Genomic DNA, 26,541 nt, shown 5'->3' with positions numbered 1-26,541 from the left:
GGTCTGGTTTTTATAGTTATTGTATTTTATTTCGCATTTCGTTAAATGAAGCGGTAGTGAATTGACTGTTTAGCGTTACTCTATCTGCATTTGTTTCAAAGGTTTGACGATTGGCATGGTAGTCATCTAACAAGTCAAGTTTGGAGACTGGGGTGGTATTTACAGGAGCATTTTCGTAGACAGCTTCAGCTGACTGATCCACTAAAACAAAACCAGATGTTGGATAAACGAATTCATCATCTTCAGTTAACAAGTAAACAGGATGACCAATTCCGGCACCGGAGCTCAAATTGACGATTAAATTATTGCTATCAATGTTGTAGTTAATATAATACTCCCTAAAATTAGCTGATTAATGAAGAAAAGCTGTTTCCAACAGCTGTCTGCCATCGGCAACAACAGACAAAGTGTTCCATGCTATACTGAGAGCAAAGGAGGAATCGTCATTGTCTGAAATCGTGATTGTCCCATTTACAAAGCACTACGAATCCCAGGTTGTCGATCTGATTATTTCCATACAGCAGGAACATGGTGTTTCCGTTACCTTGGAAGATCAGCCTGATTTGTTACGCATCCAAGAAGAATACATAGAAACCGGTGGCAACTTTTGGGTGGCGCTCGCTGAAGGTCAGGTAGTAGGAACGATTGCCCTAGTTAAACTAGAAAACGGCAATGGTGCCATCAAAAAGATGTTTGCGGCTCCAGCTTTCCGTGGCGAAAAACAATTAGGAAAAAGACTGCTGGATACACTGATTGCGTACTGTCAGGCTCATGGCTACAAGGCGCTTTATCTAGGTACAGTCAATGTCTTAATTGCAGCTCAAAAGTTCTATAAAAAGCATGGCTTTGTAGAATGTTCGAAAACAGCTATGCCTAAGGATTACCACATCATGGATGTCGATAATGTGTTCTTCAAGAGAAGCTTAGCAGAATAAAAAGGAGTGGTTTATCAAACTTCTAGTTAGCAGGCTGTCGTGATTATGTGCAAAAATATACAATTGAATTTCCAGTTCTGTTTGTTATTCTGTTCAAAATATTTTAATATAAAAATGTCTATCGAATGCGGTAGCAGCGATTTAATATGGAAAAGAACAGACGGAGGTTTGTTCTTTTTTTATGGCTTCAGGTTAGCCGATCCAGAAGCTTCGGTACAATGAAATCAATTTTAGAAACCTATTTTGTACTGAACGATAATCGAAAATGAATCGTTTTCATCCTATACTAAAGTCAGGAGGTGGCGGAGATGAATTACAAATTGAGTTATCTCCTATCCCAAAAACCCGATTGCTTAATCACGCTGGAACAAGCGCAAATTCAGACAGGCCTGTCTGCTAAAGAAGTCCAGCAGCAATCAGGAGAACTACAGACACACAAGCAAAAAACGCAAAGGACTGCTGCAGGAGTCTTTTACGTGCCAAGGATTTCGGCAAAGCAGTGGGCCAGCTGGTTAACCCATGAGGAAGAGGTTATTTATTCCGAGGAAGAGCGGCGCGCCCTCATTTATCTGCTAAGCTATTCACAATTTGAAGAGCTGTCGTTGTTCCATTTTCAAGATTTTCTAGAAATCTCAAAGGGAACGGCGATTGCTGACATCAAGAAATTACGCAGTGTGTTAACTAGCTTTGATCTTCGCTTAGAGTACACACGGAAAACAGGTTTTCTGATTGAGGGCGAGGAGGAAAATGCTCGACGGTTAGCCAAAAACTTTGTGGCGCAGCTGCTGCAAACCAATTCTGGTAAATTCGGCTTGCTGCATTGGATTAACCAACAGGATTTGGCTACATATGCCAGATGGCGGGATACGATTCAGAAGCAAACCAAAAAAGTTGGCTTGGAAATTGTGCCTAGTCGGATTGATGAAGTCGCATTATTTTTAGCCTTCTCTGCCGATCGAATCGCCAATCGACCGTTATCAGCTTTAGAAGATAGCGAGTTGATTCGTTCCTTAACCGCATACCAGGCGGGTACCTTGATTTATCAACACTTTTTTGACAACGAAAATGCCAGAGAAACAGCCTATTTAACCGTCATTCTAATGACCGTTGTGCAAGGTGAAATACAGGATATTCAATTGGATCAGCTCTTAAGCTGCTCAGCTGAAATTATTCATCGGATGGAAAATCTGTCCGCCATTGAATTTTCTAATTTCCGTGAGCTGCTGATGAACCTGTTTTATCATTTAGTGCCGGCTTACTTTCGGATTAAGAATGGCTTTTATTTGCCAAATGTCCTAATCGACAATATTCAAATGGAGTATGCGGAAATTTATCGGTTTACTAAGGAAGCCTTGTTACCGCTGGAACAGTTAACTGGTAAGAAAATTCCAGAAGAAGAAGTAGGATTCTTTTCCATTTTGTTTGGCGGTGAAGTAGCGCGGCAAAAGGAAGAGGCGGTTCAAGAAGAGGTTCGCGCCCTGATAGTATGTCCGAACGGGATCAGTTCTTCCCTGATTCTGCAAACAGAATTGAAGAAAATTTTTCCGACGATTCATTTTGAAGAAGCCAATTCGGTAGACCAGCTGCAGAGTATTCCAGAAGAAAGCTATGATGTCATTTTTTCCACAATCCAAGTGGATACTACAAAACGTGTTTACCTAGTGAAGCCATTAATGTCACAGCTAGAAAAGAACCAATTAATCAATCGTGTTCAGCAGGAACTGTTGATTCCCGGCTTCTCATTGCCTAGTGCCGAAGAGATTGTTGATGCCCTTTTGCCGTATATCAGCATCAAAAAAGGTGTTTCCAAGGAAAAGCTGTACAAAACCTTAAATAAAAAAATGAATCGATTGATTGAGAAAAAGGAGGACTGTCGCCCAATGTTAACTGAACTAATTACCCCAGAGATGATCCAGCTGAATGATCAGCCGCTGGAATGGGAAGAAGCCATTCGCTTAACTGCCCAGCCGTTAGTGACTCAAGGGAAAATTGAAGACCAATATATCGACGCTATGATCAATAAGGTTAAGCAATACGGACCGTTTATTCATATCGGAAAAGGCATTGCCCTGCCTCATGCCCGTCCAGAAGACGGTGTGAACGAGTTAGGCATGTCGCTGCTAAAAGTCAAGGAGCCTGTATTGCTGATGGATGACGAGAAGCATGCCATTCGACTTTTCGTTTGTCTGGCTGCTGTCGACAACGAAGCACATTTGCGGGCATTGTCCAGCTTAACCAAATTATTATCTAACAAGGAAAACTTAGAAAAGCTGTTAAATGCAGCAACCAAAGAAGAAATCTTATCAATTTTAACTAAAGGGGAGAATGAATAATGAAATTTGCAGCAGTTTGCGGGTCCGGCTTAGGATCAAGCTTTATGGTAGAAATGAACATCAACACAGTATTGAAGGACTTGGGCGTTAGCGATGTAGAGGTTGCCCACTATGATATGGGCAGTGCTGCACCAGATTTGGCAGACGTATTCTTTGTCGGCGGAGACTTGGCAGACAGTGCGACACATTTAGGTGAAGTAGTCGTCCTGGACAGCATCATCGATATGGATGAGCTAAAAGAAAAGGTTCAAGCTGTTTGTGTCGAAAAGGGCTTGTTATAAAGACAATGCCCTTTCTCTTGAGAGGGCAAGCAAGATAGTTAAACAATAGGAGGAAAAATAGAATGAATGGAATTTTAGATTTACTAGTCGATATCGCTAGTACCCCGGCACTGTTGGTTGCCTTAATTGCCATTTTAGGAAATGTTCTGCAGAAAAAAGATTTAGCCTCTACAGTTAAAGGCGGAATTAAGACTTTTGTCGGCTTCTTAGTTGTAACCGCAGGAGCTGGTGTCGTTGAGAATTCATTGGCACCCTTTGGCGAAATGTTTCAGGCTGCCTTTAACATGCAGGGGGTTGTCCCGAATAACGAGGCAATCGTAGCTCTGGCCTTAACCACCTTTGGAACGTATACCGCACTTATTATGCTGGTTGGTATGGCCTTCAACATTTTGATTGCCCGAATCACACGCTTTAAGTACATCTATTTAACGGGGCATGCAACCTTATACATGGCTTGTATGATTGCCGTAATTTTAAGTGTTACGGATATGGGACCTGTGCCGTTAGTATTATTCGGCGGTTTGGCTTTAGGGTTAGCCAATACTATTTTCCCAGCAATCGCTCAGCCATTTACTCGTCAAATTACTAAAAACGATACCGTTGCTTTAGGACATACAGGGAACTTCGGCTATGCCTTAAGCGGTTTGATCGGAAAATATGTCGGAGATAAAGAAAAATCAACTGAAGACATTAATTTTCCTAAAGGCTTATCTTTCCTACGTGATTCAACGGTAAGTATTACGATCACAATGGCAGTTGTTTATGTCATCGTCGCTTTGTTTGCTGGAAATGCCTTTGTAACTGAAAACTTAAGCGATGGTACGAACTACATTATTTATTCATTGCAGCAAGCAGGATCATTTGCGGCCGGCGTCTTCGTTATCCTAGCAGGTGTTCGTTTGATCTTAGCCGAAATTGTCCCAGCCTTTAAAGGAATCTCAGAAAAATTGGTACCAAATTCTATCCCAGCTTTGGACTGCCCAATCGTATTCCCATATGCTCCAAATGCGGTATTGATTGGCTTCCTAACTAGCTTTGTGGGTGGAATTGTCAGCTTAGTCATTATGGTCTTCACAGGAACAACGGTAATCATTCCTGGTGTTGTCCCGCATTTCTTCTGTGGCGCTACAGCTGGGGTTTACGGCAATGCGACTGGCGGATTGCGTGGGGCGTTAGTTGGCTCCTTCGTACACGGTGTCATTATCAGCTTCATGCCAATCTTATTAATGCCGGTTATGGGAGATCTGGGCTTCCAAGGCTCAACCTTCTCAGATACTGACTATGGTGTAACTGGCTTGTTCCTAGGCAACCTGGCAAACTTCGGTGGGCAAATTGCTGCGATCGCTGGAATTATCGCAGTCTTAGCTGTTCTTATCGGTTTGACTGTGGCTGCAAAGGGTAAAAAATCAAAAGCAGTTTCTGAATAATGGAGGAAAAATACACGATGGAAAAAGCTATGCTTGCTAAACTAGAATCGCTAGCCGCTGAAATTCGCATTGACAGTATTGAAGCCATTCGCAAGGTAGGAGCCGGACATATCGGCGGCTCCTTATCGATTGCTGATTTGTTGGCTGTCTTATATGGAAAACAAATGAACTACGACCCTAAAAATCCTGAATGGGAGGAGCGAGATCGCCTCGTTTTATCAAAGGGACATGCTGGCCCCGCTTGGTACAGTGCCCTTGCAGCAGTTGGCTTCTTTGACAAACAATGGCTAGACACCTTGAATGAAGGTGGGACTCGCTTACCTTCTCACCCGGACCGGACCAAAACTCCAGGAGTCGATGCTACTACTGGTTCGCTAGGTCAAGGGACGTCAGTTGCTGCCGGGATTGCTACTGGTTTGAAGATGCAGAAAAAAGACAGCTATGTTTATTTAATCGTCGGCGACGGCGAATTAAATGAAGGCCAATGCTGGGAAGCCTTCCAGTATTTAGCTCATTTCAAACTAAATAACTGTATAGTCATCATTGATGAAAACAAAAAACAACTAGATGGCACAACAGTGGATATCTTGAATCCTTTTGATATCACAGAAAAAATGCGTGCATTCGGCTTCCATACTACTAAGGTAAAGGGTGACGATCTAGCAGCTATTGATGAAGCTATCGATCAGTGCAAGGCTGTTACCGACCAAGCCGTTTGTATCGTATTAGATACCATCAAAGGCCAAGGCGTCAAATTCTTTGAAGAAATGGCTGCCAATCATTCTGTAAAATTCGACAATGAAGCTGTTCAAACGGCCACTGACCAAGCCTTACAGGAACTAAAAGCAAAGGAGCGTGCCTAGATGTTTACACTAGCAGAGAATAAAGAAGTTGGTAAAGAACTGCGCGCGACTGTGGTGGATGCGTTGACGGCCGTTATGGAAAAAAATGATAAAGTCGTCGCTTTAGATGCCGATCTAGGCGGTGCTAGTAAATGGACCGATATTGCTAAAACCAATCCTGATCGCTTCATCAATGTTGGAATTGCCGAAGCGAACATGGTCGGCGTTGCAGCGGGCTTGAATTTAACTGGCTATACGCCATTTATCCATACCTTCGGACCTTTTGCAACCCGACGAGTACTGGATCAAATTTTCCTGTCAGGTGCCTATTCAAAAAATACCATCAATATCTTTGGTTCCGATCCTGGCTTCGCAGCCGGACATAACGGCGGTACCCATACTACTTGGGAAGATGTTGCGTTACTGCGCTCAATTCCAAATGTAGTCATCTGTGATGCAGCCGATGAAGTACAAATGGACTGGATTATTAAAACCTTCAGTAAAATGGAAGGTGTTCATTATGTACGGGGCAATCGCAAAGGTGTTCGGAATGTCTATGCACCAGGCTCTACCTTCGAAATTGGCAAAGGCAACTTGCTGAAAGAAGGATCAGACTACTTAATAGTAGCAACTGGACAGTTAGTATCCGAAGCCTTAGAGGTGGCTGAACAATTAGCAGCCAAAGGTGTAACCTGTGATGTAGTAGATATGTTCACGATTAAACCGTTAGATGAAGAGCTATTGCTAGAACGATTAGTTGGTAAAAAAGGCGTCATCACTATTGAAAATCATTCAATTACAGGCGGCTTAGGCAGTGCAGTAGCAGAGGTTATTGCCGATAATGGCTTGGCAGTTCCTTTGAAACGAATCGGTGTTGACAATCGTTTCGGTCAAGTAGGCACACCAGAATTCCTGCAAGAAGAGTTTGGGCTGACAACTGGTAAAATGCTAGAGCAGTTAGTCAAATTTTTGAAATAGGAAAGTGAGATATACGATCCGAAAATGATCAATCAAAGAAGACAGAAGCCATAATTTCCTGCGGGATATGGGTTTCTGTCTTTTTAGTTTGTTGTCACGCATAAATTTTTTGTTTCCGGAAAAATTAAGGGATTAGTACAACCCATCGATAAGGATAAGTGTTATGGTATATGTACGATCAATTTGATATAATTTACTATTCGAATTGTATTACGATACACATAGAAAGGTGATTAAACATGTTAACTACAACATCGAGACTGCAAGAAAACACTGTTGTGATAACTCTCCCGCCTAAAGATGGTAAAAAGCCAGAACCCAATAAAGAGTACATTGTTGAATACAGTGAAGATGGAAGTATTCTGTTAACTCCTAAAATGGATGATCCCTTTGTTACTGCAGTGATCGGTGAATTTTATGAAAAAGATGAATGGGTTGGTCTACAAAATGTAGGAAGAGAATTCCTTTACTGACACATGAAAGCAACGAAAAACGGTGGTAATGCTTAGAATAGTTTTGTACACGCTGCTAGAAGTAAAATGAAGAAAAGTTGCCCTGCTCTTAAAACGAGTAGGGCCTTTGTATTTCTAAAAGTCAAATGCTATAAATTCCCATAATTATTCCTACACAGAGTTTAATGTAGAGAACAAACTTGTTTCAAAATCTGAAACTGCCTTAGATAATAAGAAATCGCGCTTCCCAGAATGGAACCTTTGTCCTGATAATAGTTGCTATACTGAAAAGGACAAAAGGAGGTCCTATGAATGATTGATGTTTTTCAGTACCCAGGTATTCAATTCCCTAAGGAGTTTTTGATGGGAGCAGCTACCGCCGGGATGCAAATTGAGGGAAATAATCGTTCCTATCATGATGATCCAGACTTTGCTCCTGCATTTGCCTATGGGGGCATCCCTTACCAAATGGCAGGTAAAGCCGATAACAGTTACGAGAAATTTGAGGAAGATATTGCGCTGTTAAAAGCCATGAACTTAGACGTCTATCGGATGTCGCTAGAATGGGCACGAATTGAACCAGAAAAAGGCTGCATTGATCCGCAAGCTGTAGAGCACTACAAAAAAGTATTGAGCCGATTGCAAGAAGAAGGCATTAAAGTGTGTCTGACTCTGCATCATGTGTCCCATCCTGTGTGGTTTCATAAGCAGGATGCTTTCAAAACGTTAGACAATCTGCCAGACTGGGAAAATTATATTCACTTTGCATCAGAAACGTATCAAGCCTATGTCGACTATTGGCTAGTAATTAACGAGATGAATTTAGCCTTCGAGTACTCTATTGAGGAAAGAATTAATATGCTGCAATATCATGCTAGAGGGTATCATATCATTAAGCAATATTCGAATAAGCCAGTCAGCTCTACCTTGTCCTATTCCATGAAAGAGCCTTTTCGGGGGCGTTACGACTATCCCGATAAAGTGATGGCGGATTATGTCGATTACATTGAAAATGAGTTCTTTATTCATGCCATTCGAACAGGTGAGATTGTGATGCCTTTTCATGATGCAGTTGTCATGCCAGAGCTTAAGGATACTTGCGATTTTTGGGCATTGAACACGTATATTCGTCAATTTATCAATAGCCGTGACGAAAATTTCCGTTTTGATGTTTATACAGCCACACACTTTAAAGCGTTAGATAAGCCTTTCTTTACAGAAGAAATCAATCCAGATATTATGATTGAGATGCTTATGCGGTTTCGTGATAAGCCGATAATGATAACCGAAAATGGTATTGCGGTAGCGGATGATCGTCTACGAATCGTCTACATTGCTGCAATGCTTCAGGCGTTAAAACAAGGAATGGACTTGGGTGCAGAAGTCATTGGCTATTTGCATTGGTCCTTGATCGATAACTGGGAATGGGGCAGTTATCACCCAATCTTTGGCTTAGCCAGTGTAGACAAAGAAAGCTATACACGAACGCTAAAAACGAGCGGGAAATTCTATGGAGCCATTGCTGAAGCTAAAGAGTTAAACCAAGAAATTATCCGAGAGTATCTGAAAGAGCCACCTTCGATTATTAATAAGTAAGGCTATATTTACCTCAGTTAGAAGCTGGCTGAGGTCTTTTTTTGTTTAAAAGCTAGGGCTCTTCTGATTAAAACGGCCGAGTTTTCCAATATGCTATAATAAGAAAAAAAAGACAAGGAAGAGGTACGTCCATGGAAATGCGCACGTCGGTCTTGAGCCTTCTTTTACGCTATGTGAACAACCGTGAAAAGCGGGACAATAATTATCATATTGCAAGAGCAATGCTGGATCACTTTGATCAAATCCCGAAGATAACCATTTACGATCTATCAGAGCTTTGCTTTGTTTCGACAGCAGCCATATCAAGGTTTATTCGCCAGCTTGGCTTTTCGACCTTTACAGCGTTTAAAGAGGCTTGTGCTGAAAAGATTGACATCACAAATGATTATTCTAGTAAATACAACGCGGCAGCACCGGATGTTTACCCTACCTTTGTTAAGCAATTTACAGAGAATATTCAAGACAATGTTCAAATAATCGCTAACCAATTGGATTTTGAGCAATTTCTGCGTATTAATGAATACATTCATCAGTCAAAAGATGTCGGTGTGTTTGGTCTAGAGTTTGCCTCCTTTTTGGCTCAGCATTTTCAAATAAAAATGGCAGAGTTAAATAAATATACCCGAATTGGATTGACGAAAGAAGAACAATTGACTGCTGCTCAAGAAATGGCTGAAGGTAGTACGGTATTGATCTTTTCCCTAGAAGGCGGATACTTTTACTACAATGAAAAGATATTAGACATTCTCAAAGAAAAAAAGACTAAAATTATCGTGTTTACCTTGAATAAAACAGCGATGATTGAACGCACAGCAGACGAAATTGTCTTGTGTGGCACGCATAATGAAAATACAGAGGGGCGGCTGTCGATTCTTTATATAATGGAGCTGCTGATATATCAATATTTCCTTCACTATCATCATTAGTTTCATTAGTTGAAACAAGCTGGGCAGTTTTGAAACTGTTCAGCTTGTTTTGATATCGCATTGTATATTCACCGATGTTATCGTTTTCACATAGAAAGAGAGGACGGATAACAGATGCGAGAAAAACAGTTTTTATGGGGAGCCTCAACGTCGGCTTTTCAAGTAGAAGGCGGCTATCAAGAAGATGGGAAAGGACTTTCCACAGCTGATGCACGAACAGTTCCCCCTGGAATTGCGGACGCCAAGGTTGCTGCCGATCACTACCATCATATGGTAGAAGATGTTGCCTTGATGAAGGAGCTAGGCTTAACCATTTATCGCTTTTCCTTTAATTGGTCCAGAATTATGGGAGATGGCTTTGAGCCCAATCAACAAGGAATCGATTTTTATAATCAACTAATTGATGAATGCCTACGAGCAGATATAGTTCCATTTCCAACCTTGTATCATTTCGAAATGCCGCAAGCGTTAGTTGACAAATTTGGCGGTTGGAAATCAAGAGAATGTATCAGCTGCTTTGTAGACTATGCCAAGGTTTGCTTTGAAGCTTTCGGTGATCGGGTGAAAATGTGGGGAACCATTAACGAACAGCTGATCGTTAGTGCAGCTTCGGACCTCAACGGAAATCATGAAAAAGATGCTGCTCAAAAAATGAAGGATATGTACCAAATGAGCTATCATATGTCACTGGCAGAAAAGCTTACAATTCAGCTCTTTAGAAAGCTGGTACCAGAAGGGGAAATTGGACCAATTTGTTCGATGCAGGTAGTTTATCCCGAAAGCCCCTTACCAGCGAATATCTTAGCTGCTAAAAATGCAGAAGACTTTCTGCAGCATTGCTTCTTAGACATGTCAGTCTTTGGACGATACCCACAAGCCTATCGCCGTTACTTAGAGAAAAAAGGCTGGTATCCAGAGACTCAACCGGAAGATGTTAAAACCTTAACAGACAATAAACCGGATCTGATCGGTATCAATTATTATTGCAGTACGTGTATCCGAGCATTGAAACCAAATGAAGATACCAGCAAATTGCCGCCGTTTTATCGAAATGAATTGTTTACCTTAGGAAGTAATCCCTACCTTAAAAAAACGAAATGGATGGAATTCGGTATAGATCCTGAAGGCCTTTATATCGGAATGCGAGATATTTATGAACGCTATCACTTGCCGATGATTGTGACCGAGAATGGGTTGGCCTATTCAGACGAATTAATCGACGATCAAATTCATGATCCCTATCGAATTGACTACCTGTCGGCTCATATCTCACAGTGCGAACGCTTTGTCTCAGAAGGGTATCCACTCTTGGGCTATTGTGCCTGGTCATTGCTAGACTTAGTCAGTTCTCATCAAGGCTTCAAGAAACGGTACGGCCTTATTTATGTAGATCGAACAGACGAAGACGTGAAGCAATGCCGTAGAATACCAAAAGACAGCTATTATTGGTACCAAACAAAAATAAGAGACGGATTAAAAGACTAGGGGGAGCAGAAAATGAATGCATTTATTACTTTTATGGAGCAAAGATTTATTCCAATTGCCAATAAAATTTCTTCTAATAAATATTTGAAAAGCGTAAGTACTGGTTCAATGGCATTGCTGAGTGTCATCATGCTAGGAGCAATTTTCACAGTGATCACCAGTTTTACCTGGGAACCGTATCAAAACTTCATGAATGCCACAAATTTGGGAACGATTTTTGGGTATATTCCAGCATTTACGATTGATTTGTTAGCAGTGTACATGTCTTTTAGTATTGCTTACTGTGCAGCGGATATTTTTGGTATTAAAGCACATGCTTTAAGCAGCGGCTTCATCTCTTTGGTTTCATTTTTATTATTAACACCTGTAAATGATACATTGGTAGAACGAGTGAACTTTCTGGATATTTCTTATCTAGGTGCTAAAGGAGTCTTTGTAGCCATTTTTGTTTCTTTGCTTACCGTAAAAATGATGGGCTTCTTTGTTAAAAAGAATATTACACTGAAAATGCCTGACGGAGTTCCTGAAATGGTAACAAAATCCTTTACGGCATTAATCCCAGCTGTCTCCATTGCGTTGGTCTTTAGCATCGTGAAGTTCTTATTTACTTTAACGAGCTACAATACAGCTACGGATTTTATTTATACAATTCTACAGCAGCCCCTGCAGTCGCTAACAGGTACCCTGCCAGCGTTCTTGCTATTGATTCTAGTATCAAATTTGCTTTGGTTCTTTGGAATTCACGGTTCTATGACAGTCCTTCCGATTCTAATGCCAATTTTCTTAGGTTATTTAGCAGACAATAGTGCTGCCGTTGCAGCAGGTGAAGCCATTCCTCATGCAATCAATTTTGGCTTGTACGACTTGGCTTGTCTAGGCGGAAGCGGCGCAACGATCGGATTAGTCGCAAATATGTTCTTTTTCTCCAAAAGTAATCGATACAAAGCTTTTTCTAAGATTGTCTTTCCAAGTGGATTATTTGGCGTAAATGAACCAGTAATCTTCGGGATGCCATTAATGTTGAATGTTATGCTGCTGGTTCCCTTTTTATTAACACCATTAGTAATTGTAACTTTGGGTTATGTACTGATATCCTTAGGAATCGTAACCGCTCCAATCGGTATTTTAGGTGCAGGTTCTTTACCACCAGTAATTCACGGAATCGTTCAAGGCAGCCTGTCCTTTGGTATTTACGAAATTCTCGCAACCGCCATTTCTATGTTGATTTATTATCCATTCTTCAAAGTGCTGGATAATCAAGCCGTAGAAGAGGAACTAGTAAATAAAACCGAAGAAATACTTGAATAAGAAAAGATGACCATCTATTGCTGAGATTCTGCTTTTTCAACAGATATCATTTATTCAATTTTCAATGAACACATGACCGCCTGCGAAGCTAGCATTCACAGGGGTCTTTTTGTATCGTCATGGATCATGATCGTCTAACAAATGGTTCACAATAGCGAGAACCACACCGACAATAATCGGGGCTAGAATATACTGTACAAAAGGTTGCACATTCATCACCTCCCTTCAGTACAGGATCACGATCTAGACGAAGGTTATCTACCTACGCTGGTAAATGATCAAACATCAAGAAGGGGTGTCAGGCGGACCATTCCGTTTCTGACGCTCTTTTTCTTTGGCTTTCCGTCGCTTTCTTCGCCGAATCATTTCTTTCACGGCATCGTAAGGACTTCCGGCAGGAGGAGTTAAAGGTGTTTCTTTATCTAAAGTAGTTGTTGCTTCAATAGAAGGAAAGGTAGTTGCAGCAACTTCCTTAACCTCTCCGTCGTTCTCAACTACAGAACGCAGAGTATCGTGTACCTCACTTCTAATTGGTGGTAAATCTAAGGATATTTCTGGAACTTTTGGCGCTTCCTGCCATGTGCAATGTAGTGCTGTCCGTTGTTCGGGCTGTTCAATTTCTTCCGGTTTCTCTTCTGGTACTGGAACACCAAACAATTCATCGCCTTCAAAAATTGGATGTTCAATGGTTTCTACAAATTTGGCTTTGACCACTTCTTGGAACAGAACCACGCCATCTTTTTCAAACAGATGTAAACTGCTTAACAGCTTCAATGATTCTTTGATTTCTTCAGGACTCTTCGTCGTATCCGGATCTTTAACTGTAAAATTATGTGTTTTTCCTGCACTGTTCAGGAAGGTGGATACTAGTTTGATCATTTACTGGACTCCTTTCTTTAGGTTATTCGCGTAGGTGAGACAGACAATGCATATTACTTTCAGGTGGCTTCAGTGTCGGCTTCAGAATGGAATAGCTTGGCAACTTGTGACTTGATCAGAGACTTGGTTTTTTCGATAAAGTTGCGAACAGGATTCAGCTTTAAATTCAAGATCCGCAACTCACTGGTTTCAAAATAATCCACGAAATACCAGAAGAACTGCTTCATGGTTTTCGTAGCTTTGGTATTCATAAATAAGTAACGAACTAAATCCTGCAATACCAGAGCAAACTCCTTCGCACCTAACTGGTAACGTACACGTAAAGCAAGTAATAGCTTGATGGTCATGGTGCCATTCTGAGTTTCTTGGTAATATTCCATGAGTCTTTGTTCAATGGTTTCGAGTTTTAGGTTAAACAGTTGCTGGTGAGTGAAGGGTTGCTCTGACATCATAATGGATTCCTCATTTCTCTTTATAGTTAAGTATTCATTGGACCAACTATCTAGGAAAGTTGGTTCAATCATAAAATAGTGCAAGAGAAGCACGACACGTCTGTCGCAGCTTCTCATGTTTTAATTAGCGTGTAACAGGGACTTCTTCAAAGATCGGTGTTTCAATCGTTTCGACATACTTGGCACTCACAACTGTATCAAAGAGACGAATGCCATCTTTTTGGAACAAGTTTAGTTTGGACATTTCTTCTAACAATCCTTTGATCTGGGATGGCGTTTTTGTTGTATCGGGATTGTTTAAACTCCAAGTTTGACTTTTTCCTGCACCATTTCTAAACATGGAAACTAATTTCACGACTCGATTCATCCTTATTCAACCTCCTTCGTAATTCGTGACTGCACCGTCATAATCACACTATCCAATGAGCTGCCTTGTTGAGACAGATCTGCCATAATTTCGCCTAATTTCACCACATCTTCTTCAGGTGGATTATCAATTACATTTGAAAAGTTCACTTTCTTCTGTTTGTCTTCGCCTTCTTGTTCGATTTGTACTTGTAGTTTTGTGCCCAATTTTTGTATCACAATTCATTCCTCCGTTTTCTGTTTTTAGTTTGTATTTGGTGTTGCTTGTTGTGTTTCCCGGCCGGTGACTAAACCATACTTCAATAACAAAAAATTGAAAACTGTAGAAATATGCAGGTGCCCCCACAAATACGACTGTCTTATTTTTAAGGAATGCTGATTTAATCAGTTTTTGGTCTTTTTGGGTGGGGGAAAAGTGTCGTATTTCTAGGGTCAGGGAAATTTTTTATTTCCGATAGGAAAACAAGGATATTGTGAAAAAAAGGATGTGTTTCGCTGATTTTAAAAGGATTTTATTGTGAAGGGGATGGGGAAGGAAAAATAAAAAAGCTGCCTTCGCTTCCCGAAAGGGAAATAAAATAACGAAGGCAACCTGAATAGAACGATGAAATCAAGTCAGTAATGTTGTAAGCAGCTCAGAAAAAGTCTCATAGTTCCACTCAGCTGGATCTAGTGAATGTCCCAGATGCAGGAAGGTTTGAAGCGCATGTTCTTTTTCATAAGCTTCTTTTAAAGCACCAATTGGAAGCGGAAAGGCTTCTAGCATCGCTCGTTTGCTGAGAGAGCGTAAAAATGGCGTATCTGGCAGCTGCAGAAGTGCTAAAGGCGAAGAAGCAGACGATTGTAAATAGTCGCGTTCAAGTAGGGAAAGAAGAGACAATGCCTCCTCCGAGCGGTTTCGGATTGTCCGAGTAGTTAGCGTCGTCCGGAGTGTTGAACCATTTACTAGCTGGATATATGTGAATCCCGCCTCTTCTTTTAATTCTTCAATGTCTGCCGGATTGATCCACGGACTGTGCTGTGGCTGTCCCAAAGGGAAAAGAACCGAAGACAAACTAGCCATTGGATTGTTTCGTTTACTGAAACAGTCAAACCGTCTCAAAGCACGGGCAAGTGCAGAATAATCTAGAAAATTCATTGTTTTTGCATGTTTTTGTAAGGTGGTAAGCGTTTGGTTGGGTTGGTGATGCTGGATGTTTTGGAAAAACAGGATACTTTCATTCCGATCAGGCACAGGAAATATCAAAGAGAGTGCGTGATTTTCTGGAAAAGTGTTCGTATTCAGCGATAAATCGGTTTCATTTAGTAATTCAAATAAGGAATTTGGTTTATACATGTGTTTGTCACCCCTGCTTTTTTTAGTGGGATGCCAGCGAAATGGGGTATCAATGAATCGATCAACGGTACTTTTTATCGCGAATTAAAAGTACTTGTTCATACACAATTGGTAATGAATAGGGCCCTATCATTACCTGCTACTGAGACGTGACGCGGTTTCATTCAGTTTCTGTCATTTTGCTATGGCATCTTCATATAATTGTTTGTTACAAGAGAAATAAACGAGACTCTTAGTAACAACTAATATTATAAACTATATTACCGAGAAATAGTTAAAAAAACATCAATGATATAAGGAAACGAAAATTCTCACTTGGATGTTTAATGATTATTTTAATTAAATTTAATTTAATAATTTCCTGTCAATATGCAATAATCAACTTATGAGAGGCAGGGAAGCATGGTTTTTATTTAAGGGACGAACAAATTAAATAAATATGGTTATTTAATAAATCAAAAAAACTTCTTGGTATTAGAAATACTAAGAAGTTTGTAGAAGACTGTCGATAAGGTAGTTATGTTTTTAATATTTCAGTGGCTCTTTACTAGTCTAATTATAGAATACGAGAAATAAATACGCAATATATTTTAAAAAAATAATTAAAATGGTTTTTTATTTCGTTTTTATAATGATCAGGCATGCAATATTTGCTGCGGAAATGCCAAGGAATATAGCTATCCTATTAGCCGTCAAAAAATCGTATTTTATAGAAGGGAAGTAATAGGATGCGCAGAGGAGAAAATATCTATTGGCGAAAGGACAAACGATGGGAAGGTCGTTATGCCAAAGGACGAAAACCGAACGGCAGAATTTTATACGGTTCTGTCTACGGCAGTACCTTAACAGAGGTGCGGGAGAAGTTGTACCCATTGAAAGCGAAATATCAATTAATTCAAAAAGTTCAAGGAGAGTCCACGATTTCTCTTCGAGAATGGGGCTATTTATGGCTGCATGACGTTCAACCGACTGTAAAACCAGCCACCTATGCCAACTACGAACATAAATTGGTTCAATATGTCTTATCAGCTATTGGTGATTATCGCTTGAATGAATTGGATGAATCAGTGGGAGAAGAATTGTTAGCGTCTTTGCTGCAGCGCAAGTTGAAGCCTTCTACGATCCAAGTGATCTTTCGGATTACGAATCAATGTTTGGCAATTGCTATACGGAAGCAACGAATCAAGGTCAATCCATTCCTGTCTGTGAAGCTGCCCAAAGTAGAAAAAAGAAAGAATCAAGCCATCACCAGACAAGAACAAAAAAGATTGGAAACGGCAGCTTTATCAGAAAAGAAAGGCAGAGGGGTGTCCACCTTGTTAGCCCTGCATGCCGGCCTTCGGATTGGTGAAACAGCGGCTTTAGCTTGGCGAGACATTGATTTCGACAATAACCTTATCCATGTCCGTTCTACTTTTCAACGAATTATTGGACTATATGCGGGTAAAAAAACCGGCTTGCTCTACTCGAGCTCTAAGACCGCTGCTTCGACTCGTTCCATTCCTATGAGCAAGCTGTTGCGACAGGTGTTGTTGGATCGGAAGAAGCAGGCCAAAGGAGAATTTGTTCTCTCTGATAAGAAGGAACCAATCGAGCCACGACTGATTACCTACCATTTCCATAAGCTGCGCCTAAAGGCGGGGCTGGAAACGATCCATTTCCATCAATTGCGTCATACATTTGCGACCCGTTGCTTGGAAAGTAAAGGGGACATTATGAGCGTGAGTGCTTTAATGGGGCACAGCTCTACTCAAATGACCTTGGATACGTATGCGGGTTCACTGATGGAGCAACAAATTCAAGTCGTTGTACAGATGGAACAGGCGATTAGTTAAGTTATTAAATTAAAATGTTTTTAAAAAACTGATCTTTATTTTAAGGAGGGAAACAGTTTGCTCAGTTAAAGTAAGCGCTTCAAAAGTTATAAAGTTATAGCTTGGCATGATAACCTTAAATAACAATCGTTATTTAAAATAAAAACAGCCACCTCGGCTCCATCGTTATTTAATAAAAAAATTGCTGACCATTCGGCCTGCTATTATCCGTCATTCTTTGTCAGGGGATGGCTTTTTTTGTTGCTGTAAAAGGGTTTCTGAGGAGTTTCGTAGTCTTTCTAATACTAAGTAAAAAAAGGCAAAACGAGCGCTTTGCCTTAAAAAAAGTATAGATGAATGAAGGGAGTTTTTCAAAAGAAACCCCTGCGAAGGAATAGAGGAGGAACGCTGGATGTTTGGATTTGGCAAGCAGAAAAAAGATAGCTATCAGGAAACCAATCAAGACGATTATTTTTACGATGATTATGAAGAGGGGTACGAAGACGATTATGGGTATGACTCGTATCCTGAAGAAGAATATGAACGGCCAGTAGAAAATTATCGTGAGTATGGTCGTGAAGAACGTCGCTCACGGAGACGAACAGAACCTTCCGCGGAAGAACGTTATGATGGCCGTTATAGTGGTGAAAATGAGCCCATGCATACATCGGCTATTGAGGAGGAGCAATCTAGACATCAAGAGCCCCCACTGCAACAGGAAGTGGAACGGTTGGAAGAAACCGTTGCTCAGTTAAAGCACCAGCTGGAAGTCAAACAAACTGAGATGACAGGGATGGCAACGACCTTGACTGAAAAAGATCAAGCATTGCAGGAGTATCAGACCAAAGCAGAGCAACAAGTAGAAGCCCTGCGGGAAGAAAAAGAACGCGAACTCCAAGCCCTGCAAACAGAAAACCAACAGAAAATCCAAGCACAGCTGGCAGCAAAAGATCGACAAATCAATGAGTTAAAGGATCAACTGACTCAATTGAAGAGCGACCTGCAAAAGGATCAAACTTACCAAAGTGAAGCCTTGGCTCAGGCCCAACGTCAAATTGACACCTTGAGACAAACGCAAAAAGAAAATGAAGACATGAAGGCAGAATTGGCGACGATTCTGATTGAAACGAAGAAACAGGAACGTGCGATCTTGGAACGGGCCGAATACGAGGCCAAAGGCATTCGCAGTCAAGCCGAACAAGAAGCCCATCAAGTGATTCACGATGCGTCGTTGGAATTACGTGTCATGAAGCAGGAAATCAGGAACTACCGCAAACGCCTGCGTTCGGTGCAAGAAGAAACCACCCAATTTTTTGTGCGTTTGTTAGCAACGAGCGACAACTTATTGGATGACGAATAGAAGAGGGGATGATTGTTGGTGAAGCAAGCACAGAATCAACTCGCCTTATATCCCACTCCAGCTCCTGCCATGCAGGAGGAGTTAGTGACCCAGCCGCTCTTAGAGGAAATTGAACGGGCGTGTGAATATTTATACGCACCACATGGCACCTTAAACGACGACCAGCGGAAAAAGATTTATCAGCACTTTGAGCAATTGTTTCGTCTGATGAACAGCAGCTATCATGTGGAGCTGTTGTTGCCAACCGGCTATTTTGATTGGTCGGGTTTCTGGCAGTCGCTGCATCAGTTCTTTCCGCAATTTGCTTGGATCAAAGCACAAACGGAAGAACCAAAATATGGCCGGCAGATTTATCGCTTTGACTTTATTCCGTTAACTTTTCGCGAAGTCGGGTTTCCCTTTGCGATCCACTTAGAGGAAAGCTTGATCCAACAGTTTCCTTTGTCTGCCGAAGAAGCCTTGGACCGAGCAGAGCAGTTATTACTGGAATTAGTAGAACAGCACCTGTTAGATGTGCCGCCTAAATCAAAGGACACATCAGAAAAGACCGCGAATGTTCCAATCAAACAGGTAGAAGAACAGGTAAAGAAAGCGGAAGTATCTGTTAATCGGGTCCAACAGGAAGAAGTCAAGCAAGAAAGTCAAAGCAAGGCTCGGCTGCGAGCAGTAAATCAGAAGTTAGAAATGGTGATTGAAAAACTAGAATTATCCATGCTCTACAGCGGTATCCAATACTTTGAACGAGAAAACAAAGAAGAAAGCGATTGGGACAAACGAATCAAAATCAGCTTGCGGGAATACACGTATTTGCTTCAGAAGGCAAGGTTTTTGGAACAGATGTGGAATCTCAATGGTGAGCTGGTGAATAAAACTGAAAAAATGACCGTGACCGGCAACAAACTGGTCTACGAGCGAGATCAAGTCAAACAAATCAAAGCCAATCTTTCAGCCAGAGACATTCACTTTGTCCTATATGAATGCCAAGTGATTGAGTCGCGGGCCAAAGTTCATGCTCGACCTTGGTTTAGAAAACCCTACGTCAAACTGATGAAGATGGATTACGACAATTTGTTAAGTAAGGCAGCCTACTTTGATTTGCTTCAAGGAGAAAGTGCTTTGTTGGAACGGATGGTTCGAGAACAAAAGGATGCGCCAGTCAAAGAAGCCCAGGAGGTTGGATGAGGACAGCGATCCAAAAATTGGCCGATTGTTGCAAAACTCGCAAGTGCATTTATTCTTTGCTATTTACTATTTCTTGGAGCGTTTCGTACCTATCACTGGCTATATCCAAAGTATTTTGTCAGTGGGGAATCCATGAATCCAACCTTCTGGGAACAAGAAGTGGTTCAAGTGAAGGCACATCGTGAACCAGAACGGTTTGATGTGGTGGTGCTGCATCCGCCTGATGCACCGAATGATTTGTATCTGAAACGAATTATTGGGTTACCAGGGGAGCGAATTGATTACAAAGACGGCCAGCTATTTGTTAATGATGTAGCCACGCCGGATAGGTTCGCAGCAAACACAGAGCAATTCGAATGGAAACTGTTGTATGAGGAGCCTATTCCTCCAGGTTATTACTTTGTATTAGGAGACAATCGCAACATTTCCAAGGATAGCCGAATCTTCGGACTAGTTTCAGAAAAACAAATTTTAGGAATCGTCAAAGAGGGGAACAAGGATAAATGAAGACACTGCAGGAAAAAATCGAATGGTACACCTTTTGGTATTGGGTTTATTGGCTTCTCTCTTTAGTCGTGCTGTTTGGAGTCATCATATTAGGTATCTTTTTCTATTTTACGGATTTTCAAGAGGTAGTCACGGTTAGTCAGTTGTTTCTATTGATGTTGTTAATGGTGTTGGCACTTTATCTAAGGATGACAGCGTTACATTATCACAATGTTCTTTTGAAATTGAAGCAGTTAGCTGCTCGGCCTAGAAGACCGAGAGGACGTCCGCAGCCGCGACCGCAGGAAAGGCGGAAGCAAGATGAAGGGTAAGGTCTTGCTGGGAAGCTTGGGGTTAAGCCTTTGTTTATTTACAATTTATCAAACTCAAGTGAAACAAACTGTTTTAGCAGAAACGCAGGAGTCAATATCGTTACAACAGGAAGTGGCTTCCAGTGTGACAGCGAGCTCCAGTCTTGTTAGTGAAGTAAAGAAAGAGTCAACTGAATCAACTACACCTCCGGCTTCTTCTATAGAAGAAACGACAAATAGTGAAATTGAAAAAGGGAACTCAACGGCTTCAACTACTGCCTTAGGTGAATCACCAAAAGTAACAGAAGAATCTGTAGCGGCTATAACAATGCCCACATCAGAAGCAGTTAACAAGGTTCAGGCACCGCTGCCAGCTGCCAAGGTAGAGGAAAATTATCAGTTTTCAGTGGCGAAAAATCAAACGACTGAAGAGTTTATTCAAACCATTGGGGCGGATGCCCAGCAAATTGCATGGAATGAAGGATTATATGCTTCGGTCATGATTGCCCAAGCAATTCTGGAAACAGGTTCAGGTAACAGTCAATTGGCGCGTCCACCGCATCATAATTTGTTCGGAATTAAAGGGAGTTATCAAGGGAAAAACGTGTCCTTCAATACACAAGAAGATAAAGGGAATGGGCAGTTATACACGATTCAATCAGCATTTCGTCAATATCCCAGCTATAAAGAATCGTTAGAAGATTATGCCGCATTGTTAAAAAAAGGATTGTCGGGGAATCCAGGATTTTACCAAGCAACCTGGAAAACAAACGCCGCAACCTACTATGAGGCAACTAAAGCGCTGACAGGTAAATACGCGACGGATACTTCCTATGACAAGAAGCTGAATGCATTGATTGAAACCTATGAGTTAACGAAGTTTGATGGTGAGCCGGATAAGGCTGGAGAAACAGAAGGATTGTCAGAACCAATTAGAACTGTCGTTTCAACTGAGGAAGGTATTAGGAACGAATCTAATTCAAGTGAGGCAGGTTCCGAATCATCGGAAGTTGAAGCGATAGCCGTTAAAACTAAACAAAAAGTGGTCGTAATTCCATCAACTGCTCAACGGCCAGCTAAGCAGCTTATTGGTAATCGAACTGCACAATGAGAGGAGGGGAATCATGCCGAGAACACGGGACTATCGAAAGGAAGAACCACCTTATCGGGAGCGAGCCCCTTCTGAACGTCGGCCGAGCAGGAGATACGAAGAGGATGACTATGTGGATGATCGTTACAACGATCGGAGGCCAAGGCTCACCAATCATCGTTCAGTGCCGCCTAGAAGAAATTACAATCGAGAGTACTATCCACCTGTTGATCGGCACCAACCGCCTAGAGGGGAAAGGCGACCAGTCAATCATTATCACGATGAAAGGCCGCGACCCATTCCTAGAGGATACGAACGTGAAGTAATTCCACCAAGGCAACGCCCAGTACAGCAACGGCCGGCATCTACTGGCAGTCAACCATTGCGTGAAGCTAAAGCATCAACGAATCGAAAAATCTTTTTATTCATTTACAACTTGTTTTTCTACACGTTGACGATTGGCATTCTATTGAGTTCCTTGATGTTTGCTTTTAGTGAAAAATCAGATGCGGCCATTTTTGGTCATCGGTTTTATCGCGTGTTAACTGATTCGATGGCATCACAGCCAGATGCTCAGTCCAAAGGATTCTATTCAGGCGACATTGTACTGGTGAAGATGACGGATGGTAGTCAGGTGAAGGAAGGAGATATTGTTACTTTCCAGGTTGGTGATGGCGATCGTTACCTGACTCATAGAATGGTAGAGCGTTTAACTGAATTGAATGGTAAAGAAGGAGACTACATTGTCACCAAAGGGGATGCAAATGAAAGTAAAGATCCTCCAATAGAAGCCTCGCGAGTCTACGGGAAGGTCACCTTTGTAATTCCGAGAATGGGCAGTGTACTTAATTTTGTTCAAGAAAATCTCTGGTTATGTATTGTTTGTGTCCTATCGACCTTTGGGTTCTTTCTGGTACTCAAAGCATACTTTTTACAACCAGACACAGTAAGAGAATCAACCAAAAGAAATAGGTATCCAAATGGGGTATAACCATCTGCATTGCAGGTGTTTATATAAAAAAACAAAAAAAGGAAAACTATAGGAGGAAAAGAAATGAAGAAGAACAGTAAAAAGAAAAAGCTGATGGCTGCAGCAGCAGGTTTAGCCTTAATCGCAGCTATTTCCGGGACATTTGCCTGGATTACGTCACAGGATCAACGGGTCAATAAGGTGAGTTCATCAGCGGTTGTTGATAACAGTGTAACCATCAATGAGGAATGGGAACCAAAGCCGTTAGTAGCGGGTACAGAGGCTACTAAAAAAGTATCTATCTCTAACACAGGTACTGCAAGTGTATTTGTTCGAGTTTCTTATGAAGAAGTCTTGAAGCACTTGACCAACAAAGGTGAAATCAAATTCGCGCCAACGACTGGTGCAGGAGCAGTTCCTTCCGCTAAGTATACCTATGTGGCAAACGATCCAGGCTTAGGCAAACATATGCCAGCGGAAACATTAGTGACTGGATACGTAGAAGCGACAAATGTAACCGGATTGGAGCCTAATACAAAACTATTTGTTAAAGGTGGAAGAATTGTTGATGGTGTAACCGGAGCTATTTCATACAACGATGAACCAAAAGTTGTTCATGAGTATGCGCCTGGGAAATACCAAGACATGACAGCAACTGTCACTATTCCTAATAAAGACACTGAAGCAAGTAATGATGCGAAAGATTGGACCTTCACAGTTTCTGATTCGCAATATGGCTACTTTGAAAATGGCTACAAACACACAGTTGCTAATTGGGCGAAATCTTCACTAGAAGATGAAGCAGGAAACTTGACTGGGAATGCTTTGCTGGGAACAAGCGGTAACCGTCATGGTGTGAGCTACAAGTACACAATTGCAGATTTAGGTATAGCTGCAATTCCTGGTGAATCAGTAACAACAAACACTGCGCAAATTCCTACAGGAGCTGGACAAAAAGCTGTTCAAGCAGATACTGATCCTACAGGTTTAGGCAAGAGTGAAATCAACGTAAATTATACTGCAGCAGTTATTGGTCAAGCCGCTTTAGCTACCGCAACAGATAACTGGATTTACAACTCTGAAGATGGCTGGTTCTACTATACTCAACCACTGAAAAATGGTGTGACTACAGCAGAATTATTAGACAAACTAGTATTTGGCAGTGCGATGGGTACAGAATACAGAAATGCTTCTTACGATTTAGTTGTAAAAATGGAAGCAATCCAAGCGACTCCAGAAGCATTAACAGATAGTAGTGGTTGGAAATTAGATATTACACCAGCAACCAAACCAATTACTAAGGCTATTTACGACAAATTAACACAATAATCACTATGGAAATAAAACCATGAAAAAGGGAGGGGTGGAAAAAGTTGCGCAAGCTCAAAGCTATATTCGGTATTCTGATGTGTCTCCTTGCTTGTTTTGGAGGATTACGTTCAGCAGAAGCCGCACAAGCACTTCCTCCCGGCATGGTAATCGGGGATTCTGATGGTGTCTATGCAACATCTGAAGGGGAATACTATGTTGATTTAGTGAATATTCTGCCTGGTGATATGTATGAAAAAGAGATAACCATCCGCAGTTTGGATCTGGAGGAGCCCTTTTCTTTAGGGATGTTGGTGGAAGAAGGCGACTCTACGGGGTCAGTGGATTGGAAAGAGCATATTACGATGACCTTAACTTTGGATGATAAAGAAATTTACCATGGTCCATTACTAGGCGATGGCAAAACGGATTGGACGAAAACCCCTTTGGAACTAGGTGTGTGCAAGTATGGGACTGACAAGGTTCTCGTCGCAAAATTCTCTGTCGATGGCAGCCTAACCAATGAAGATTTGCGAGAAGACAGTACCCTGCAATTCTACTGGACTTTTATTGGTACCAAGGATCAAAAACCAACAGAACCAACAGAACCCAGCGAGCCAACAGAGCCGACTGTACCAAGCGATCCTACAGCACCTAGTGGTTCAGGAGACTTACCAAGAACTGGTCCAACGACTACTGCAGGAACCTCTGGTAGCGGAAAACGTTTGCCGCAAACCGGTGAACAGCTGGTTTACCAGTTTCTTTCCGGCTTGTTGTTGGTGTTACTTGCATTGTTCTTATGGAAAAAACGCCGAGAGGAGGAGCGGGAATGAGCCAAAAAGACAAACGAAGACATTTACTAAAAGTCTTTGTTAAAAGCAAGGCACTCTTTGCCTGCTTCTCCATCGCGTTGAGTTTGCTTTTAATTGTTGGCAGCACATATGCTTGGATTACCTCTAGTGATGAACGGGTCAATCGGAATGTGGCTAACCATAAGCGGTTAGGTGCAGTAATTGTTGAAGACTTCAATCAGGTGTTTCATTGGTCACCCGGCACTACAAAGGAAAAGAATATCCGAGTGAAAAATACTGGGGAAGTCCCCGCACTTGTGCGCATTTCTTTGACAGAATTCTTTGCGGGATTTGAAACCGATGTGACTGACAATCACGTAGGCACGGGCGATGGCAATGGAAATTTGAAGGTCTATGGAGTTCCAACGACGGCTATTAAGGTAAACGACACGTCTACTTGGAAGAAGGGTAACACCTATGAACAAAGTGCCAGCAAATATTACAAAGCGGATAAGGTTTTAACTGATCAGAAGATTGTCTACAATGGGACGCGTACCCAACCGCTTCCTTCAATTGAGTTAACCTATCAAGCAGGAAAAGTGTTTGATTCAACGGTACCGCCTGGAACAACGAAGTATTGGTATTACGAAAACGGCTACTTTTATTATTCAGAGGTGCTGAAGCCAGGTGAAGAAACCGAGAATCTCTTGGACAGTGTGTCGTTAAGTGCAGAGTATGCCAATCAATACAAAGGTGCTCTGTACAAGCTGGTACCAGAGATGGATGCTCATGATCTAACCAAATCTTTATTAGATGATTGGGGTCTGGTTTCAACCGATTATGTGTATAACCTGTATCAAGGGAAACTAGCGAAGTAAAGGAGGAGCAGGATGAATTTGCGAAGAAAATCAGTTCGTGCTGTCTATGTATTAGTCACTATCTGCTCCATCCTTTTAGTAGCTGGCGGCGGCTATCTGGTGTATGCAGCTATGACAGACACAGACGAAAAAGTGAATGATTTCCAAATCGGCCAGGTGGAAACTAAATTGGTAGAAGCCTTTACGCCGATTACTGAAATACCGAAGGACCAATCAATTGGTAAGGATGTCACCATCAAAAATACTGGAACGATTAAGCAATTCGTTCGGGTAATGGTCTTGCCTGAAGTACGGACAACAATCGCAGGTGATCCCAACAATACCCGGACACTGCCGTTAGTGATTGGGAAGGATTTGGAGCTGGAACAATTGAATACAAGTGAGTGGAAGGATGGCGGAGACGGCTATTACTACTATGTAAAGGAAGCCGTGCCTGCAGGGAAACCTACCACGAGTCTGTTCAAGACAGTCAAGCTTTCCAGCAGCCTAAGTGATCAATACCATGGTGCCACTTTCTCATTGTCATTGAAGGTAGAAACCATCAACTGTAATGAAGAGGCGTATCAAAAGGCTTGGTGGCAGGGAACCGTACCAACGGATGATCCACTAAAAACCATCAATAATACCCTGAAGACTATGACCGATAACTAGGGGTACAGAATTTTCTGTATCCCTCTTAATAAAAAAGCAATACTCATGAGGTGAGTGTTTTAAGTGTAAAGCATTGATTTGATGGGTACTAAGAAATTATATGT

At 41.6% G+C, this 26,541-nt stretch carries 28 protein-coding genes; 22 read left to right on the top strand and 6 right to left on the bottom strand.

What is annotated here, in order from left to right:
- Positions 1-16 precede the first annotated feature (16 nt).
- Positions 17-289, bottom strand: coding sequence for a hypothetical protein (locus I588_RS11685; RefSeq protein ID WP_034692894.1), 273 nt, complete (start codon positions 287-289; stop codon positions 17-19).
- 157 nt (positions 290-446) lie between these two features.
- Here I588_RS11685 and I588_RS11680 point away from each other — a divergent pair, with 157 nt between their 5' ends.
- From I588_RS11680 to I588_RS11630, 11 genes are all read left to right on the top strand, one after another.
- On the top strand, positions 447-935 hold the full coding sequence (locus I588_RS11680; protein ID WP_010756354.1) for a GNAT family N-acetyltransferase: 489 nt from the start codon (positions 447-449) through the stop codon (positions 933-935).
- 308 nt (positions 936-1,243) lie between these two features.
- A complete protein-coding gene (locus I588_RS11675; RefSeq protein ID WP_010756355.1) occupies positions 1,244-3,268 on the top strand; it encodes a BglG family transcription antiterminator in 2,025 nt (674 codons plus the stop codon).
- Complete coding sequence (locus I588_RS11670; RefSeq protein ID WP_010756356.1) at positions 3,268-3,549, top strand: PTS sugar transporter subunit IIB; 282 nt, start codon at positions 3,268-3,270, stop codon at positions 3,547-3,549. Before I588_RS11675 ends, I588_RS11670 begins: the two co-directional genes overlap by 1 nt.
- A 62-nt stretch (positions 3,550-3,611) precedes the next feature.
- Complete coding sequence (gene ulaA / locus I588_RS11665) at positions 3,612-4,976, top strand: PTS ascorbate transporter subunit IIC (protein WP_010756357.1); 1,365 nt, start codon at positions 3,612-3,614, stop codon at positions 4,974-4,976.
- 17 nt (positions 4,977-4,993) lie between these two features.
- Positions 4,994-5,839, top strand: coding sequence for a transketolase (locus tag I588_RS11660; RefSeq protein WP_034692897.1), 846 nt, complete (start codon positions 4,994-4,996; stop codon positions 5,837-5,839).
- Positions 5,840-6,796 (top strand): transketolase family protein, encoded by a 957-nt coding sequence (locus I588_RS11655; protein WP_010756359.1) that lies wholly within the window; start codon positions 5,840-5,842, stop codon positions 6,794-6,796.
- Positions 6,797-7,035: 239 nt separating this feature from the next.
- Complete coding sequence (gene mazE / locus I588_RS11650; protein ID WP_010756360.1) at positions 7,036-7,269, top strand: type II toxin-antitoxin system PemI/MazE family antitoxin; 234 nt, start codon at positions 7,036-7,038, stop codon at positions 7,267-7,269.
- Positions 7,270-7,560: 291 nt separating this feature from the next.
- On the top strand, positions 7,561-8,844 hold the full coding sequence (locus I588_RS11645) for a family 1 glycosylhydrolase (RefSeq protein ID WP_010756361.1): 1,284 nt from the start codon (positions 7,561-7,563) through the stop codon (positions 8,842-8,844).
- Positions 8,845-8,975: 131 nt separating this feature from the next.
- Positions 8,976-9,770, top strand: a complete 795-nt coding sequence (locus I588_RS11640) for a MurR/RpiR family transcriptional regulator (protein WP_010756362.1) — start codon at positions 8,976-8,978, stop codon at positions 9,768-9,770.
- 114 nt (positions 9,771-9,884) lie between these two features.
- Positions 9,885-11,255, top strand: coding sequence for a glycoside hydrolase family 1 protein (locus I588_RS11635; RefSeq protein WP_010756363.1), 1,371 nt, complete (start codon positions 9,885-9,887; stop codon positions 11,253-11,255).
- A gap of 12 nt (positions 11,256-11,267) precedes the next feature.
- Positions 11,268-12,563, top strand: a complete 1,296-nt coding sequence (locus I588_RS11630; RefSeq protein WP_010756364.1) for a PTS sugar transporter subunit IIC — start codon at positions 11,268-11,270, stop codon at positions 12,561-12,563.
- A 285-nt stretch (positions 12,564-12,848) separates the two neighbouring features.
- Here the strand turns inward: I588_RS11630 and I588_RS26860 are convergent, their stop codons facing one another.
- The 5 genes from I588_RS26860 to I588_RS11605 form a co-directional block, all read right to left on the bottom strand.
- Positions 12,849-13,442 (bottom strand): DUF2922 family protein, encoded by a 594-nt coding sequence (locus tag I588_RS26860; protein ID WP_010756365.1) that lies wholly within the window; start codon positions 13,440-13,442, stop codon positions 12,849-12,851.
- A 59-nt stretch (positions 13,443-13,501) separates the two neighbouring features.
- Positions 13,502-13,894: a hypothetical protein gene (locus tag I588_RS11620; protein WP_010756366.1), complete on the bottom strand. Its 393-nt coding sequence runs from the start codon at positions 13,892-13,894 to the stop codon at positions 13,502-13,504.
- A gap of 124 nt (positions 13,895-14,018) precedes the next feature.
- On the bottom strand, positions 14,019-14,261 hold the full coding sequence (locus I588_RS11615) for a DUF2922 domain-containing protein (protein ID WP_010756367.1): 243 nt from the start codon (positions 14,259-14,261) through the stop codon (positions 14,019-14,021).
- A 2-nt stretch (positions 14,262-14,263) separates the two neighbouring features.
- The gene (locus I588_RS11610; RefSeq protein WP_010756368.1) at positions 14,264-14,479 is read right to left on the bottom strand and encodes a DUF1659 domain-containing protein; all 216 of its coding nucleotides are present in this window, start codon (positions 14,477-14,479) and stop codon (positions 14,264-14,266) included.
- A 391-nt stretch (positions 14,480-14,870) separates the two neighbouring features.
- A complete protein-coding gene (locus I588_RS11605; RefSeq protein ID WP_010756369.1) occupies positions 14,871-15,596 on the bottom strand; it encodes a hypothetical protein in 726 nt (241 codons plus the stop codon).
- 728 nt (positions 15,597-16,324) lie between these two features.
- Between I588_RS11605 and I588_RS11600 the strand changes: the two genes are divergently transcribed.
- The 11 genes from I588_RS11600 (at position 16,325) to I588_RS11550 (ending at position 26,437) form a co-directional block, all read left to right on the top strand.
- On the top strand, positions 16,325-17,431 hold the full coding sequence (locus I588_RS11600) for a tyrosine-type recombinase/integrase (protein ID WP_010756370.1): 1,107 nt from the start codon (positions 16,325-16,327) through the stop codon (positions 17,429-17,431).
- Positions 17,432-17,822: 391 nt separating this feature from the next.
- Positions 17,823-18,770 (top strand): coiled-coil domain-containing protein, encoded by a 948-nt coding sequence (locus tag I588_RS11595; RefSeq protein WP_010756371.1) that lies wholly within the window; start codon positions 17,823-17,825, stop codon positions 18,768-18,770.
- A gap of 15 nt (positions 18,771-18,785) precedes the next feature.
- The gene (locus I588_RS11590; RefSeq protein WP_010756372.1) at positions 18,786-19,952 is read left to right on the top strand and encodes a hypothetical protein; all 1,167 of its coding nucleotides are present in this window, start codon (positions 18,786-18,788) and stop codon (positions 19,950-19,952) included.
- Positions 19,953-20,003: 51 nt separating this feature from the next.
- Positions 20,004-20,459 carry a signal peptidase I gene (lepB, locus tag I588_RS11585; RefSeq protein ID WP_034692899.1) on the top strand — a complete coding sequence of 152 codons (456 nt, stop codon included), beginning with the start codon at positions 20,004-20,006 and terminating at the stop codon, positions 20,457-20,459.
- Positions 20,456-20,770, top strand: coding sequence for a hypothetical protein (locus I588_RS11580; RefSeq protein WP_010756374.1), 315 nt, complete (start codon positions 20,456-20,458; stop codon positions 20,768-20,770). Before lepB ends, I588_RS11580 begins: the two co-directional genes overlap by 4 nt.
- On the top strand, positions 20,760-21,860 hold the full coding sequence (locus I588_RS11575; protein ID WP_010756375.1) for a glucosaminidase domain-containing protein: 1,101 nt from the start codon (positions 20,760-20,762) through the stop codon (positions 21,858-21,860). The genes I588_RS11580 and I588_RS11575 overlap by 11 nt, the downstream gene beginning before the upstream one ends.
- A 13-nt stretch (positions 21,861-21,873) precedes the next feature.
- Complete coding sequence (locus tag I588_RS11570) at positions 21,874-22,830, top strand: signal peptidase I (protein WP_010756376.1); 957 nt, start codon at positions 21,874-21,876, stop codon at positions 22,828-22,830.
- A 63-nt stretch (positions 22,831-22,893) separates the two neighbouring features.
- Positions 22,894-24,138, top strand: a complete 1,245-nt coding sequence (locus tag I588_RS11565; protein ID WP_010756377.1) for a hypothetical protein — start codon at positions 22,894-22,896, stop codon at positions 24,136-24,138.
- A 44-nt stretch (positions 24,139-24,182) separates the two neighbouring features.
- Positions 24,183-24,950: an LPXTG cell wall anchor domain-containing protein gene (locus I588_RS11560; protein WP_010756378.1), complete on the top strand. Its 768-nt coding sequence runs from the start codon at positions 24,183-24,185 to the stop codon at positions 24,948-24,950.
- Positions 24,947-25,786: a BsaA family SipW-dependent biofilm matrix protein gene (locus tag I588_RS11555; protein ID WP_010756379.1), complete on the top strand. Its 840-nt coding sequence runs from the start codon at positions 24,947-24,949 to the stop codon at positions 25,784-25,786. Before I588_RS11560 ends, I588_RS11555 begins: the two co-directional genes overlap by 4 nt.
- 12 nt (positions 25,787-25,798) lie before the next feature.
- Entirely contained in the window at positions 25,799-26,437 is a 639-nt protein-coding gene (locus I588_RS11550; RefSeq protein WP_010756380.1) for a hypothetical protein, read from the top strand.
- The last annotated feature ends 104 nt before the right edge of the window (positions 26,438-26,541 follow it).

Origin of the sequence: Enterococcus pallens ATCC BAA-351 (genome assembly GCF_000407485.1) — a bacterium.
Taxonomy (GTDB): domain Bacteria; phylum Bacillota; class Bacilli; order Lactobacillales; family Enterococcaceae; genus Enterococcus_A; species Enterococcus_A pallens.
This window is presented reverse-complemented; position numbering and strand designations above follow the sequence as displayed.